Source organism: Streptomyces sp. NPDC057486, assembly GCF_042802415.1.
Classification (GTDB): Bacteria; Actinomycetota; Actinomycetes; order Streptomycetales; family Streptomycetaceae; genus Streptomyces; species Streptomyces yanii.
This window is the reverse complement of sequence record NZ_JBHVEE010000193.1, coordinates 1-14563: the sequence shown is the minus strand read 5'-3', so window position 1 is coordinate 14563 and position 14563 is coordinate 1. Positions and strand designations below refer to the sequence as shown.

The 14563-nt window shown below is 66.2% G+C and carries 13 protein-coding genes and 3 pseudogenes; 10 read left to right on the top strand and 6 right to left on the bottom strand.

Annotation, left to right across the window (positions count from 1 at the left end):
- Window positions 1–527 precede the first annotated feature (527 nt).
- Window positions 528–1088, top strand: coding sequence for a hypothetical protein (locus tag ACFU6I_RS44775; protein ID WP_384379180.1), 561 nt, complete (start codon window positions 528–530; stop codon window positions 1086–1088).
- Here the strand turns inward: ACFU6I_RS44775 and ACFU6I_RS44770 are convergent.
- The 4 genes from ACFU6I_RS44770 to ACFU6I_RS44755 form a co-directional block, all read right to left on the bottom strand.
- A complete protein-coding gene (locus ACFU6I_RS44770) occupies window positions 989–1576 on the bottom strand; it encodes a restriction endonuclease (protein WP_384379178.1) in 588 nt (195 codons plus the stop codon). The two genes, ACFU6I_RS44775 and ACFU6I_RS44770, sit on opposite strands and share 100 nt — an antisense overlap.
- A 195-nt stretch (window positions 1577–1771) precedes the next feature.
- The gene (locus ACFU6I_RS44765) at window positions 1772–2014 is read right to left on the bottom strand and encodes a hypothetical protein (RefSeq protein WP_384379175.1); all 243 of its coding nucleotides are present in this window, start codon (window positions 2012–2014) and stop codon (window positions 1772–1774) included.
- Window positions 2015–2127: 113 nt separating this feature from the next.
- A complete protein-coding gene (locus ACFU6I_RS44760) occupies window positions 2128–3696 on the bottom strand; it encodes a hypothetical protein (protein ID WP_384379172.1) in 1569 nt (522 codons plus the stop codon).
- Window positions 3697–4317: 621 nt separating this feature from the next.
- Complete coding sequence (locus ACFU6I_RS44755; RefSeq protein WP_384379169.1) at window positions 4318–4692, bottom strand: DUF6233 domain-containing protein; 375 nt, start codon at window positions 4690–4692, stop codon at window positions 4318–4320.
- A 90-nt stretch (window positions 4693–4782) separates the two neighbouring features.
- Between ACFU6I_RS44755 and ACFU6I_RS44750 the strand changes: the two genes are divergently transcribed.
- Window positions 4783–5514: a hypothetical protein gene (locus ACFU6I_RS44750; RefSeq protein ID WP_384379166.1), complete on the top strand. Its 732-nt coding sequence runs from the start codon at window positions 4783–4785 to the stop codon at window positions 5512–5514.
- A gap of 30 nt (window positions 5515–5544) precedes the next feature.
- Here the strand turns inward: ACFU6I_RS44750 and ACFU6I_RS44745 are convergent.
- Window positions 5545–5829 (bottom strand): annotated as a pseudogene (locus ACFU6I_RS44745) (HNH endonuclease); the annotation flags it as partial.
- A gap of 466 nt (window positions 5830–6295) precedes the next feature.
- On the opposite strand from ACFU6I_RS44745, the gene ACFU6I_RS44740 reads away from it, so the two are divergent.
- The 5 genes and pseudogenes from ACFU6I_RS44740 to ACFU6I_RS44720 all read left to right on the top strand — a co-directional run bounded on the left by ACFU6I_RS44740 (window position 6296) and on the right by ACFU6I_RS44720 (window position 10964).
- Window positions 6296–6814 (top strand): hypothetical protein, encoded by a 519-nt coding sequence (locus ACFU6I_RS44740; RefSeq protein ID WP_384379163.1) that lies wholly within the window; start codon window positions 6296–6298, stop codon window positions 6812–6814.
- Between the two features lie 49 nt (window positions 6815–6863).
- Window positions 6864–8021 (top strand): sensor histidine kinase, encoded by a 1158-nt coding sequence (locus tag ACFU6I_RS44735; protein ID WP_384379160.1) that lies wholly within the window; start codon window positions 6864–6866, stop codon window positions 8019–8021.
- The gene (locus ACFU6I_RS44730) at window positions 8018–8656 is read left to right on the top strand and encodes a response regulator (protein ID WP_384379157.1); all 639 of its coding nucleotides are present in this window, start codon (window positions 8018–8020) and stop codon (window positions 8654–8656) included. Before ACFU6I_RS44735 ends, ACFU6I_RS44730 begins: the two co-directional genes overlap by 4 nt.
- A gap of 373 nt (window positions 8657–9029) precedes the next feature.
- A pseudogene (locus ACFU6I_RS44725) lies at window positions 9030–9898 on the top strand (IS5 family transposase).
- 187 nt (window positions 9899–10085) lie between these two features.
- Complete coding sequence (locus ACFU6I_RS44720; RefSeq protein ID WP_384379154.1) at window positions 10086–10964, top strand: GNAT family N-acetyltransferase; 879 nt, start codon at window positions 10086–10088, stop codon at window positions 10962–10964.
- Window positions 10965–11030: 66 nt separating this feature from the next.
- Here the strand turns inward: ACFU6I_RS44720 and ACFU6I_RS44715 are convergent, their stop codons facing one another.
- On the bottom strand, window positions 11031–11477 hold the full coding sequence (locus ACFU6I_RS44715) for an SRPBCC family protein (RefSeq protein WP_384379151.1): 447 nt from the start codon (window positions 11475–11477) through the stop codon (window positions 11031–11033).
- A gap of 507 nt (window positions 11478–11984) precedes the next feature.
- On the opposite strand from ACFU6I_RS44715, the gene ACFU6I_RS44710 reads away from it, so the two are divergent.
- The 3 genes and pseudogenes from ACFU6I_RS44710 to ACFU6I_RS44700 form a co-directional block, all read left to right on the top strand.
- The gene (locus ACFU6I_RS44710; protein WP_384379149.1) at window positions 11985–12554 is read left to right on the top strand and encodes a YrhB domain-containing protein; all 570 of its coding nucleotides are present in this window, start codon (window positions 11985–11987) and stop codon (window positions 12552–12554) included.
- Window positions 12555–13384: 830 nt separating this feature from the next.
- Window positions 13385–13756 carry a hypothetical protein gene (locus ACFU6I_RS44705; RefSeq protein ID WP_384049151.1) on the top strand — a complete coding sequence of 124 codons (372 nt, stop codon included), beginning with the start codon at window positions 13385–13387 and terminating at the stop codon, window positions 13754–13756.
- 409 nt (window positions 13757–14165) lie between these two features.
- Window positions 14166–14431: pseudogene (locus ACFU6I_RS44700) on the top strand (IS5/IS1182 family transposase); the annotation flags it as partial.
- Between the last annotated feature and the right edge of the window lie 132 nt (window positions 14432–14563).

Genomic DNA, 14563 nt, shown 5'->3' with positions numbered 1-14563 from the left:
TGAATGCGCCTTTCGTCGGGCTGGCGCCCCGATCGTCGGACTGGCGCCCCGAGGGGGATGCCGGCCTCAGCCATGCTGGGCCCGGCCGTTCTCCGGCCGGTCGAGCCAATGCCCGTCCTCGTCGTCCACCGAGGCTCGGAGAAACCATCGGTCCCGGATCGAATACGGGTCGAGGTCCGTAGTGCCGCCGCGCCTGTCGGGGGAAACCATTCAGCAGGACCCGAGCCCCTACGCTATCGCCCTGCCGCCGGCCAAAGGCCAGGACAACCACCCGATCGTGGTGGAGCCAAAAGAACTCGGAACTGGGGGCGCGAACCACCCCCTTGAGCGCCCCCAACCTGCCAGGACTGAGGCCAAAAGAACGAGGCTCGACGAGAAGCCGGATACCGGGCCCGCAGCAGCACGGTCTGTGTTGGTCGGCCTCGCACCGAAGAGCGGGCCCGCTCCGCCCGGGGGGCTTGGGCGTGACCCGGCGAGGGCCGGATATTCGATCCGATGGGTCGAGGGGCCCTGTCAGACTGCGGGCCATGAGTAATTCATATGCTCAAGCAGTGTTCAGGACCCCGGACCTGGGCAAGGCCCTTGAAGTAGCCCACCAGTTGCTTGCACTCGCTGAGACCTCGGGGATGGTTGTCACGTTCCTGGCTAGGGTCCACGCCTCGCAGACGTTGGAGGAGCTGAGTGAGATCCTCACCGAATTGAGTTGGTGGTCGGAGAGCGCTGATCGCCCAGCCTCGTCAGATGACAGCGATGACCCGGCCGGCCACCTGCCTGTTCGGGTCAAGTCGTTCTGCCAGGAACCAGACACCGTGGATGCGTTCTTGGCCGCGGTTGGGAATGGCGCCTCGGTGGTGTGCTGGGACTTTTCAAGCTGGCCGGAGGCACCGGAGGTTGGTCTTGGCATTGGTGGGGAGCGGGGTGCCTACGTGTCGCTATGCGTCAATGCGCGTGATCTGTACCTGGATGAACCGTCGGATGACCACACGGTCTATGTCCACGTGAAGCAGGTCGAGGCCGAACGCGCCCCGTGGCTCGCAGCGCAGGTCGGGCTGCATGTATTCGGCGAGCTGGTGATGGCTGACGACTGAACCTGCCTGCCGTAGGGCGGCCATCCCTGAAGGAATTTCGCACGGGTCTGAGCCGGTTTCGCCAGCGCCGTGCGCAGATTGCGGGCGAACGCCGGGGCGACGAAGACGTACTGGGTGGGCAGGACGAAATGCCTCAGCACCACCCCGGCGAACATCTTGCGGATCTCACCTGCGGCTGTACTCCAGTTCAAGGCGCTCTTGTAGCGCTTGCACTGGTAGTTGTCCCACGGTCCTTCCAGACCCTGCGCACTGCGATACGCGGCCACATCGATACCGTGGTCACCGCTGCCGCCTTGCCGCTCCACCCGCACATACTCCGGCTGAAGGGCGGGAACCCACTCCTTGACAAACTCCTCGAACTCGTCCGGGTCGTACCCGAAGACGAGCTTCTTGGGGCTCGGCATGTACGGAAACTGCATCGCCGGGCCCTTGAGCACCAGCGGCGGTTCGGCGGGATCGCCTTGTGGCGCACGCGTCTGATCCGACACGTTCCCCCCTCGTGCAGCCCGGTCGGTGGCCGTTGCAACGGCTGTGCCTAGGGATATCACTGATCGATCGCTCACAAAAGAGCCACCTTCGAGACACCGACGGTGACGATGAAGCGTCCCAGCTCACGGGCCTCTGCCTGGCTCCCGCTGCGCGAAGTGGCCCCGCTACCTGCGGCAAGGCCGCCTGGCGCGGTCTCAGTGTGCTTCGGGCGGTTCGCCACAGACGGTGCAGACGCCGGGGCGCAGGAGCCCCTCGAAGTAGGTATGAGCGAAGCTGCCGGGACCGTCGTAATCGCGTTGCGCGGCGCTCAGGCAGTCCCGGCCGGGCCAGCACCGACCGCAGCAGCCGTGATCGGTGATGGTCGGGTTTACCTTCTTGCTGCACCCGGAATGGGAGCAGAGCCAGTATCCGTTGCTGCTCCACATCGTCTCGCCCATGGTGGCAGCGTAACTTTCCTATCTACGGCGGACGTCACGGAGAGTACAAGCGCCGGTTTTCGCTTCGATGTTCCTCAACCCCCATCCCCTACCACGACCGCCCGGCCACGTGGTCAGCCGAATACCAGCAGCGCGAGCGCCAGCGCCGTATTGACGACGAGCAGGGGGAGGCCCACGGGCCTGCCCCTGTCTTCGGGAGTGCTGTCCCCGGTCGGCCGCAGAGCGGGATCGGCCTGCAGGGCGCGGATGCCGTCGACCGCCCGCAGCGCTTCCGGTCTGCGGCGGAAACGACGGTTGAGCCAGGCTGGGGCGACGACACCGTAGATCTCCGCGCCGCGGGCACCCTCGCCAGACCGGTCGATTCTGAATCCGCGGTCCTTCAACCAGACTTGGGTTAGCTCGTCCCAGGGTATGTGCCGGACCCTCCGCGTCCCGACGGCCCATAGGCCCGCGCTGTCCGCCGTGATACGCCAGCTGAACTGGGTGGTGATCAAGAGGGTGCTGCCGAGGATGGCAATCGCAGGGAACACGCGTTGTCCGAGCGACATGCCGCCGGATATGGCCAGGTCACCGACCACGAAGGCGATCAGGATGCTCTGGCCGAGGACGGCGCACAGTCTGCTCCCGATTCCCGGCCCCCAGCTCACGGGTGCCGCGCCGGGACCCGGTGGCTCGGGCGGCTCGTCGGGGTGTTCCTGACGCGCCGGTCGGGCGTCGTACTCGATGCACAGGCGGGGCGCTTCCTGTCCGTCGGACGAGACGAGGACGAGCCCGCCGCCGGGGTGGGGCGGGCCGAACAACACGGCCTCACGCAGTCGGTTGTGCACGGGAATGCGGGACCCGCCGTCGGCGAGCTGGGTGTAGCAGCCGAGGAACGGGCGGCGCCCTTCGACGTCGTCGGCCGCGAAGACGTACGTACGCCGGTCGTTTCGCCCACCCCCCTCGCGCACGAGTACACGCAGCGCGGGCACCGGCCCGCGGCGCAGCGCGGCGGCACGCCGTCGGTCTCTGACGTAGTACGCCAGGTTCAGAAAGCCGATGATGGTGCCGAAGAACGCCACCATCTGCCAGCCGTCGCCGCCCATGAACGGGGTGACGCGGAGCGGCCCGAGAGCGAAGGCGAGAACGGCGGCGACGACCATCACGATGCCGCAGCCGAGCAGCTCGCCGTTGCCCGGGCGGGTCATCGCCGTTTCGGGCAGTGGGTACCTTCCGGGGCCGGCGATCTCCAATGCCAGCCGACGCTGACGGCGTGCGGCGGCGAGCCGGTGCAGACAACCGAGACAGGCGTAGGAGGCCGCGACCGCCAAGGCGATGCCCGCTGCGGTGGGAGTGCCCGGGTCGAGAAGCGCCCAGATGGCCACCAGAGGGAGCACCGCGGCGGTGGCCAGGGTCAGCAGTCTGATGCCGCGGTAGACAACGGCGGCGACGAGTGCCGCCATGGCCGTACCGAGCCAGTCGGGAGTGCAGGGCCCGGGCCCTCTGTCGTCGCAGAAGTAGGCGTCCCCCGGGGTCAACCAGAGGGCAGCGAGGCTCGCGAGCGCCAACGCCAGAACCGTTGGAAAGGGATGCGCCCAGCGCCCGGGCCGCAGCGCACGCCAGCGCTCGGCGTTGGAGGAGAGCCAGGCAGCGGCATCCGCCGGAACTAGCGCGGGCGGCAGGGGAACGGGGGCTTGGTCCACGAACTGAATTGTCGGGACCGGCCCCCGGCATTCCACCCTCACCAGCCGACGGGAATATGAACAGATCGGAATGGTTGGGCAAAAATAGAGTACGTGTCCCTCAGGGGCCCGGTGACCGCGTGATCTGGCTGCGTTCATTGGCGACCGACGCGGGCGCCGCGTGCTCGCGCAGGTCCCGTACGACTGCCGGCGCCGCCGACCCAAGCCTCCTCGCCTTCGGCCCGACTGTGGATCGATCGGACGCGGTGAGAACGCTTCAGGAATCCCGAAGTTAGGTCACTAGGCCGCAGAGCCCACGAAGGAGGAACAACCCCCTGGCCACGGGCACGGGGACTCATAAGGGCTCAGGAGAACTCACGGGATGTCGCACATCCGCAGATGGTTCCGCGGCTGGCCCGTCACCCTGCCGACTCGGCTGCGGCACCTGGGCCTGCTCCCAGCGGCCGGTGCCTGACGTGCATCCCCGTACCGCCCACAACTCCCGCCGCGGCCCCGTCCCCGACTAGCCGCTCGGCAGGCGGAAGACGTTCGCCGGGAGCAGCATCCGGCAGAGCGGGGGCAGGCAGTGGTCCGGAGCCCAACGGGCGGCGCACAGTTACCCGGAGATCATCTCCCGTCCGATCAGGGTGTGGGTTCGCAGACGTCGCACGCTGTGGCCCACCCCTGCTGGACAAAGATCGCGGCCTCACTGTCGCTGGCCGGGGTGAGGCGCCCTTGGGCGGCCCGGCAGTCGGCCCTGTGTAGGACCAGGGCGTCCTGATCCGGGGTGTCCTGGGGGAGGGCCTGGAGTACCCACCGGCCGCCAGCCCGTTCGGTTCTGACCTGGCCGTAGTCCTCGCCGTCGACGGGGCGGACGGCTGCGGCGGGTACGTCGATCGAGACCTCGTACACCCACTGCCCATCGGCGTCCTGTCGGCGCGCATGGAGGCGTCCTGCGACGGTACGTCCCCCGGGGAGGGTGACAGTCACACGCGGGGCCACCCGTTGTTCGCTCACGTGTTCGATATTAGTCGCCCGAGAAGGCCCTGGTAGGCCGTCCGGACTGCCCCGGGCGCCGCCCGAGGCAGCGGCTTGCAAGATCGACATATGGAGTTCCCGGTCAAAGTGGCACTTGCCCAGGCAGTCCCGGCCCTGCCTGACGGGCCGGGCTGGTGGTACGAGCCCAAATTTGATGGTCACCGGACCGTGCCGCACCGCACCGACGACACCGTGATCCTGTACGCCCGGTCGGGAAGAGTCGTCACGCAGCACTGGATGGATCGGGCCGTCGCCGCCATGGCCCTGAGGCCGGGCACGGTCCTGGATGGTGAGGCGGTGATCTGGCGGGACGACCGGCTCGACTTCGCCGCGGCGCAGTCACGGGCCGCGTCATCGGTCACCCGGGCCCGTGCCCTTGCCGCCCGGCATCCCGCGTCGTACGCCTGCTGGGACGTCCTGCAACACCCTGACCCGGCGATCGGGGACTGCCGAAGCCGCCCATACACGGCCCGCCGCGCCTACCTGCTGGAGCTGCTGGCCGATGTCGGACCGCCGATCCAGGCTGTGCCCGCGACCGAGGACCGGGAGGTGGCAACCGTCTGGTACGAGACCCTCCGGGCGCAGGGGATCGAGGGGATCGTCGCGAAGCGGGGCGACGCCGGCTATCCGGCGGGGCGCCGCGGATGGGTGAAGGTGCGCCATGCGGACACCGTGGACGCACTGGTGGTGGGGTTCACGGGGCCGCGGCGCAGACCGCACCATCTGGTCCTGGCGGTCGGCGACGAGGGCGGCCCCGCCCGCGTGTCGGCGAGGCTGCTCACCGTGACCCGGATGCGATGAGTTACGGCACGTTGTCCCATGGCGTATCTCTTAAGGTGCGACCTTGTACTTCACGACCGTGGTCGAGCAGCCTGCGGCCAGCTTCTCCAGGGCGGCCCGTTCCTTGTCGTCCGCGGTCAGCTTCCACCGGAGCTTTGTGGCGGTCCAGTCGGCGAGGTAGGTGCACTTCGCGGACTCGGCCGGCGGCATCCACTCCGAAGGGTCCTTGTCGGCCTTGGACCGGTTGGTCTTCGCCGTGACGGCAACGAGGCTGCGCTCGGCGTCGAGGTCGTTCGCGTACCGCATCCGCCGGTCCGCGTTCCACGCCGAGGCGCCGAGTGGCGGGGAGCGTCATTCCGACTGTGCTGTATTCGAAGCTGTTGGTGGTGTCGGCCTGGTGTCAGGGGCGAGCGCTATGGTGCTGGTCATCGACGCTACTGATCTTGACTACCTTGCGGGTCATACCGGAACGTCAACGCCAGTCCGGCAGCAACCCAACCCAGGGCGCAGGGCGGCTATCACAATTGCCTTTTCCGTGGCTCCGCAATGGGGCGCCTGGCCCCCGGCCCCGGTATGACTGTTGCCCTCTGTCGAAGCCGAACGCCGTTGCCGTGGCCTCGCTGTCCTCGGAGTTTGAGGGACTTCCCGACCTGCTTGAGCATGAACTATTGGCGATCACTCGCGATGGCTGTCGGTTGAGCGTCCCGGGGTCGGGGGAAGGCGATGGGTTGAATCCGGAATCAACCCGGCTTCAACCCGTGGGTTGAAGCAATGGGGGGTGTCTGGAGGCGACTCTCGTTGCATGACGACTACGGACTGGATTATCGACCTCTCTCTCATCGGCATCGTGGTGCTGCAGATGCGCGCCCGCCGACTGACCTTGCGGTCCCTGCTGCTGCCTGTGGGGATCGTCGGCTGGGTAGGGTTCAAATATCTGCATGGGATACCGACGGCGGGCAATGATCTACAGCTGATCGTGCCGGCGGTGCTGATCGGGCTGGCGCTGGGCACGGGTGCCGGGGTGTTGACGAAGGTGTACCGAGGCTCGAAGGGCGAGGTCATCTCCAAGGCGACCATCACCGCGGGCGTGCTGTGGGTCCTGGGTACCGGGATCCGCCTGGCCTTCCAGCTCTATTCGACGCACGGCGGCGGAGACTCGATCGGCCGCTTCTCGGTGAACCACAGCATCGGCCTGGACGCCTGGGTACCGGCGCTCATTCTGATGGCCCTGGCCCAGGTCCTGGCCCGTACCGCTGTCGTGGGCCTGCGCGGAATCGTGGCCGACCGTGCTTCCGGCCCGCAGCGGGTGCTGTCAGCGTGAGCGACGTGCCGAAGCCACAGCCGCGCCTGGGGGACGGCATGCTGAACTGGTGAGGATCGCTCTGTGGAAACCCTCCGACGGCAGGAGACGGCCGACACGCAGACAACCGTCGCTGACCAACATGGCGGTAAGCCTGCTCGGCATGGCCGGGCTGCTCTACTGGGCCGCACAACAGACTGCTCCCGGCCTGCACGGCCCGCACCTGCTCGCCCTGGTACTTCTCGTGGTCGCAGGGCTGGGCTGCGTGGGCTGGCTGACCGGACAAAGCATCAGGCGACCGGTGCTCTGCCTTGTGGGGGCAACCCTGCTCGGCACCGCTGGCGGCGCGATGGCGATCCTGTCCCACTTCGGGGCGATCGTGGTCGGCATAGCGGCGCTGTACGCTGCGTCCGTTGTCGAACCTCTGTTCGCCATGGCTCCGGCCCTGGCCGGAGTGACCGCGACCGCTGTGTCCGCAGCGGTCGCCGGGCAGGGATTCGATGCCCTGCCGAGCACAGTTATGGGCGCACTACTGGGCCTGCTGGTGGGCATCGCCCGCCGCCAGAGGCAGGTCCGAGAAGAGCTCATGGTCGAGCGCGAACGGCGCAAGGTTGAGCACGAGCGTGCCGAGCTGCTGACCGAGCGCACCCATATTGCCCGGGAAGTCCATGACGTACTGGCGCACACGCTGTCGGCGCTGTCGGTGCAGATGACCGTGCTGGACAGCCTGGTGGAAGGTGGCGTAGCGGCCAGCGAGGTGCGTGCCGCGATCGGCCGGTCCCGCCGTTTGGTTGTCGAAGGCCTGGAGGAGACACGGCGCGCGGTGCGGGTACTGCGTGACGAGCCGGTGGCGCTCGATGAGCAGCTCGCAGCCCTCGCAGACGGCGCGGGTGCCGCCTTCCAGCTGCATGGCCATGCGCGGTCCCTGCAGCCAGCAGCGGCGATAGCTCTGTTGCGAGTCGCGCAAGAGGCACTGACCAATGCGCGCAAGCATGCGCCGGGCGGATCGGTCAGCGTTGAGCTCGTCTACAGTGACACGTCCACCAGACTGGTGGTCGTCAACGCGACACGAGGAGATTCCGGCGACGACGCACATCATGGACTCGAGGCAACCGGAGGGGGATACGGTCTGCAGGGCATGAGAGAACGTGTGGAACTGCTCGGCGGAACAGTCTATGCGGGGCCCGTAGGCGAAGGCTGGCGAGTGGAGGCGGAGGTCCCGACGTGAAGGTGCTGATCGTCGACGACCAGACACTCATCCGCGACGGTCTGGTGACCATTTGTGAGCGGCTGCCCGGCGTCGAGATCGTATCCACTGCCGGGGACGGGGAGCAGGCCCTGGCCGCAGTTGCGGAGCAAGCCCCCGACGTGGTGCTGATGGATCTGCGCATGCCCCGCATGGACGGCATCGAGGCCACCCGCGCCATCACCGCTGAGTACCCCCACACCCACGTTGTCGTCCTGACTACCTACAGCGACGACGAGTCGATCAACGCCGCGCTGGCGGCCGGCGCGCTGGGCTATCTGACCAAGGACGCCGGGCGTGAGGACATCGCCCACGCGCTGCGGGCCGCCGCCCGCGGTCAAGCCCTACTCGACCCCGCAGTCCACGCGCGTCTCGTGGCACTGGTGCGCCGCCAGCATGCTGCCGGAGCGCCCGATCAGCTTCCCGACGGCCTGACGGAACGCGAGGCCGAAGTCCTCGGCTGTATGGCCCAGGGCATGTCCAACCGTGAGATCGCAGGAACTCTCGTGGTCAGCGAGGCCACCGTCAAGAGCCACATCAATCGCATCTTCGCCAAGACCGGCAGCCGCGACCGAGGACAGGCCATTGCATACGCCCATCGACACGGACTCAACTGAGCCGCGCCTCCGGCCTCATGCCTCTGCCGGCGCCCCGAGTCCGTCCTTGGGGACAAGGCATACGACTCGAAGGCCGTGCGCCGGGAACTGCGCCGCCGACGGATCCTGCCCGTCATCTCCCGCAAGGGTGCCCGGACATCAAGGGCCTGGGCAAGCTCCGCTACGTCGTCGAGCAGACCTTCGCCCTGTTCCACCAGTTCAAACGCCTTGCCATCCGATGGGAACGACGCCTCGAACTCCACGACGCCTTCCTCTCGTTGGCCAGTAGCCTGATCTGTAGGAGGCGGCTGAAGAAGGCCGGATCATGAACCTTGCACAGGCTTCTAGGCCGTGTGTCGAAAGTGGATCTTGAGGCGGTGAATGATCACCGTTCATGGGGCGGGGAGATCTCACGGACAAGCAGTGGGCGGCGCTGGAGCCGTTGCTGCCGAAGGGCGTGAAGGCAGGTCGGCCGCCTGTCGGTCTCGGCGGCAGTTGATCGACGGCATACGGTTCCGGGTCCGGACCGGTGTTCCGTGACGGGACGTACCCGTCGAGTACGGGCCGTGGGGCCGGATTTACGACCTGTTCCGCCGGTGGCAACGGGATGGCACACGGGTCCTCACCCAGCTCCAGTCCCTGGCCGACGCGAAGGGTGCGATCACGTGGGACCTGAGCGTCGACTCCACGGTGTGCCGTGCCCATCAGCATGCGGCCGGAGCCCGGAAGCGGGGTGACCTGCAGAAGGAGTCACCGGGTGGTGTCGTCGCCGAGCCTGGCGATCACGGGCTGGGGCGTTCGCGCGGTGGGTTCACCACCAAGCTGCACCTGGCCGTCGAGCAGGGGCAGAAGCCCATGTCGATCGTGGTGACGGCCGGGCAGCGTGGAGACTCGCCGCAGTTCGAACCGGTACTGGAGAAGGTTCGCGTGCCCCGCATCGGACCGGGCCGGCCACGCGTCCGCCCCGATCGCGTGCGGGCCGACAAGGCGTACGCCTCCCGCAGAAACCGCGCCTACCTGCGCCGACGTGGCATCCGCTGCACCATCCCGGACAAGGCCGACCAGGCTCGCAACCGCAAGAGACTCGGCGCTCGCGGCGGCCGGCCGCCCAAGTTCGACGCCGAGGACTACAAGGCTCGGCATGCGGTCGAATGTGGCATCAATCGGCTCAAAAGGCACCGCGCCGTGGCCACGAGATACGACAAGCTCGCGGTCCGCTATGAGGCGACCGTCCTCGTCGCAACCATCAACGAGTGGCTGTGACCACAAACCCGCACCGCCTTTTCGTTAATCCGTTGCCCAGGGGGCCGTCGGCCAGCTAGGTTCACCCAGCCGCCCGCATCGGTGCAGGCCAGCGCTGTCGACCAGGAGGTGTAGAGCACATGCGCACGAGTGCCCAGGAGTTGAGCTCGCGTACTTACCCTTGCCACCTCCTCTCGACGGAGACACCTTGTCCCTTCGCATCACCCCACTGACCGACCCCGCTCACGGGCCGCACGGCCGGCGTCTCGCCTGGCTGGCGTCGGACGCGGACTCCATCCCTGCCGGGACCGCCTTCCTGCGCCTGCTCGACGGCGGACAGGAGCACCTCGCCGAGCTCGACCTCCGCGTTCATCCTGCGGAGCGCCGCAAGGGCGTCGGGTCCCGGCTCCTCAACACCGCCGTGGCCACCGCCCGGGACAACGCCCGACGCCGCGTCGTCGCGCAGGCAGAAGCCGGATCGCCCGGTGACCACTTCCTGGCAGCGCGCGGCTTCCGGAAGGTCCTCACCTTCAGGTACACCCGCCTGGCAATGGCCGACGTGGACACCACCGTCCTCGCCGGAATCGTCGAGCGTCCGCACCTCGGCTACCAGCTGACGTCATGGCAGGGAACCGTCCCCGACGACCTCGCCCGGACGTTCGCCGCGTCACGCCGCGCCATGGACGACATGCCCATGGACGATGCCGAGTACGGCACCGTGGCCTGGGACGTGGACCGCGTGCGGGCCGCGGCGAAGGCCGTCGAACAGCGCGGCGACCACCTGCACACCGTCGTCGCCATCGACGCCTCCAACGGCTCGATCGCCGGGTTCACCGAACTCGTCATCCCCGGCAACGGTGCAGGTGACGGCCAGCACTACGGCACGGGCGTGCTGCCCGAGCACCGTGGTCACGGCCTCGGCCGATGGATGAAGGCCGAGTCGATCCGACAAGCCCATAGGGACTATCCGGACCTCGATGGCCTTCTGACCGACACCGCCGACAGCAACGCGCACATGCGACGGATCAACGACGGTCTCGGCTACACACCCACGCACACGACACACCAGCATCAGCTCGACCTCTAGCAGAGAGCGGACGGGCCGGACCGGGGCATCACCCCGCCCGGCCTGTCCGTGCTTTCGATACACGCCCTAGGAGTGTCGACTCACGATCGAGTTGGCGTATGACGCGAGATCGTGGACCAAAACCTGCAGACGCCGTCTTCTGAGCGTGCCCAGAAGTGGGAGGGTGTGCCGGTAGGTTGCTGACCAGGTGATGTCGGTGCCGCCGTGGGGCGCTCGAGCCAGTTCCACAGACCCTCGATGAGAAGCGAACAGCCCGGCGGACTGTTCGTAGCTGAACCGCTGGTCGGTAACCAACTCGACGATGCGCTCGCGGCAGCACACCCGTCCAAGGCGGGAACGGATGGTGCGGAGGTCATCTACGCGTGCCGGTCGCTCGACCCCCGCGGGCAACTCCCACTGGACCTCGTAGTAGGAGGTCCACGACGGCCAGGATTCTGCATCCAGGAGTGCTGCGTAGACGAGAGCAGAAGGCGCGGATGAGTACGAGGTGGCAGTAACAGCGAGGGACGACACCGGGCAAGGCTAGACGGTGTCTCGCCATGATCGTGTTACGAGTTCTAAGAGCCCGTCGCCGCACCGCCGCCACCCGCCGGCCACACAAGCACGAGGAACGCCGGTCTGCGCGCCGTGCCGACACCGGACGGGGCCGCGTGACCGGACGCCTCGGTCGATCAGGAGCACGAGGTTGCGGCAAGGGTTGCGCCTGCTGTTGCGCGACCCGGAGGGCCGTTCCCGTGTACGTGCAGGTCACCACGGGGTTTCGCCGTGGTCGGACCGATCGGACAGTGTGAGGCCCCGGATGTCCGCGGTGAGATCCGGGGCCTGGCTTTGTACGCGAGAACGGGTTCTGGCTCAACTTCTGTGACGCGGCCACCATGAGTGATCGTCGCTGCTCCAACGCTCGGAGGATCAGTCGCGCCTTTTAGCTTTATTTAGGAGTGTCAGTGTTGTTTTGCCCAGCCTTGTGGCAGGCGGGAAACCCGGTGGTCGTTGTCCGAGTCCGTAGGGGATGCTGCACGCGTGATTGAGCGAGATGCCGCGGTCCGGATGGTTGAAGAAGAGCTGGAACGCGACTATCAGAGGGAGTTGTTGGCGGGGCTGGACCCGATTCGCATGGCTGTGGCGCATGTGGAGCAGCACGAAGTGGTGTGGATTGTCTCCTGGACGTCCGAGGATTACCTGCGCACCCGGAATCCGGACTTCATGCTGGCCGGGAATGGGCCGTACCTGGTTGACCGCCTCGACGGGAGCCTGCACCAGATCGGTCCCGTCTCCGCAGTAACCGGCGCGTGGGAGGCGGACTACCGAGTCCGTATTCGAGGGCAGGTCATACGGACTGCTGTGGGCGATCTGCACGATGAAGTCCGGACGGTGGCAGACGCTCGTGGGCGGATTCATGCCATGCACACCCTGCGCCAAAGGGTTCCCGTGCTCTCCCATGCCCAGGTCATCGAGTATGTGACCGCTCTGGGAGACGGCGACGCTCCAGCACACCTCGTAGAAGTCTCCACCGCAGAGCTGGTGCCGCCTGTCGATCCGGTTCTGTCGGTGCAGACCATCCGCAGAGCTGGGCACCGCCGAGCACCATGACCTTGGCGTCGATCTTTCAGATTTGCTTGCAGGGCGCGACGCAGTCGAACCAGTTCCGCTTCAGTGCTGATCTTGGAGCAGCACTCCAGCAGCAACTGACAGGTGAAGGGGGCGGGAAAATCGCCGATGGTGGTTCCGCGCTGGCTACAGCCATGGCTACAAATACCCCACTACTGGACCCGGATAGTAATTAATCTGCACTCAGGGAGTGTATGCGTGATGGAAGAGCAGCCTCTTCGGGTAATCCGAATCGGGGATAACGAAAAAATCCCGCCATCCGTTCGCTTCCGTCTTTGGTATGCGAAGAAGCGTGGAAGGACAGGGCTGCTCTTCCATTGTGCGATGCGCGATTCTTATCGTAGCGTGACACTAAAATGGTCAATTGTTTCGGTCGAATTCGAAGGGGTGACGCTTTGTGAGATGAACAATACATCTTTCAAGCGTCCTATGTTCGTTGGCCTGGCGCCGGGGTGCCGTGAACTAACATTTCGGGTTATTCGCGCACGTAGAAATAGGGGTACCGTGTTCCAGGAAGAGATAATCCTCCGCGAGGGGGACATTTTCCTGGTGATGTGTGAACCGATCCAACCTAATGTTTTTTATCGGAAAAGTCCGACGAAAGACACTTGGAGAATCCGTCTGGTGGAGTCCACGCTTCGGAGATGAGGAACCGGACCTCGCGCTGAGGCCGTACTCCAGAATTCACGAGAGGGGCGGCAAGTCCTGACGGAGGAGGTAGTAATTCCCTCGGATCCTACACGCTGAGCCCTTTCCAGCCTCATTCTGACGATGCCGGGCTGAGTGTCGGAGCCGGGTGATAGACACCTGTCATGGCGCAGTTCTTGGTACTTATTGACGGTGAGGCGGGCGGATGGCGGGTCGACCGCGAAGCGCTAACTGCGGCGATCCGGGCTCGGTGGTCAGATGTCGAGGTCGACTCGACGGACCGAAGCGAGGTACGAAGCAGCTGCTGGTACTTCGAGACGGAGAACGGCCCGGGCGAGGCATATCTGCATCAGGATGGGACCTGCCTGTACCTGGACGTCTGGCAAGAGGACGCTGCGTGGTTGGCGGTCGTCTTCCGCCGGCTCGCTCCGGCGGACCTCGATCTGATCTTCTGCGACGAGGGCTATAACTTCGACGTTCGGCTCAGGACCGAGGCCACTGACGCCGAGCTGACTGCTCTGATGAACGACGTCTGACTCGGCGCAGCACTTGCAACTCGGTACGTCGAAGTCTTTCAACCTCTCGGCCAAGATGTCCAGTTGAGCTGACAGTGTGGTGAAGCCCCTGGTAGATGGGTTTTCGACCAAGGCGCTGAACCCCTTCGCAGTCACCGCGCTGCAGGTACTCCGCTCAAGGGGTGGGCAGCGGCCACCGGTCCAGGGTTGATACACCGTCACGGTGCCGGCAGCGCGTTCCTCCCACGACACCGTAGGATCCGTGACCCGGTGCGTGCCGTCGGTGTGCACGTTCCTGTGGGGTGTTCAGCCGCAGTCGTTTCGGTTGATTTTCAGGGAGCGGGTCTGGTCGTTGAGGTTGTAGCCGCGCAGGTCGTGGATGGAGCTGCCACTGTGGGTCACGCAGACCCAGCGGCCGCTGTAGTTCCGCTACAAGACCAAAGCCGTGGAACACGCAGCCCAACTGGGCATCGACCTTGAGATCGTCCAACGCGATCCCACCACCCGAGGCTTCCAGGTTCAGCCATGTCGATGGGTCATCGAACGCACCCTCGGCTGGCTCATGCACCACCGCCGCCTGGTCCGCGACTGCGAAACCCACCCCCACCGGTCAGTCGCCATGGTCCAGCTGGCGCCATCAACCTCGTGGCCCGCCGCCTCACCCACGAGACCACCCCCAACTGGCGCAACAGCTAAACCAAATGAAAGGGACACCGGAGAACCAAACGCTCACTTAGAGGTCGTTTTCATCTGTATTATGCATGTTTGGGGTGATTTTCAAGTCGTGTGATCGTGGTGCGGTAGTGGCCATGAGTGCAGTTGATGCCT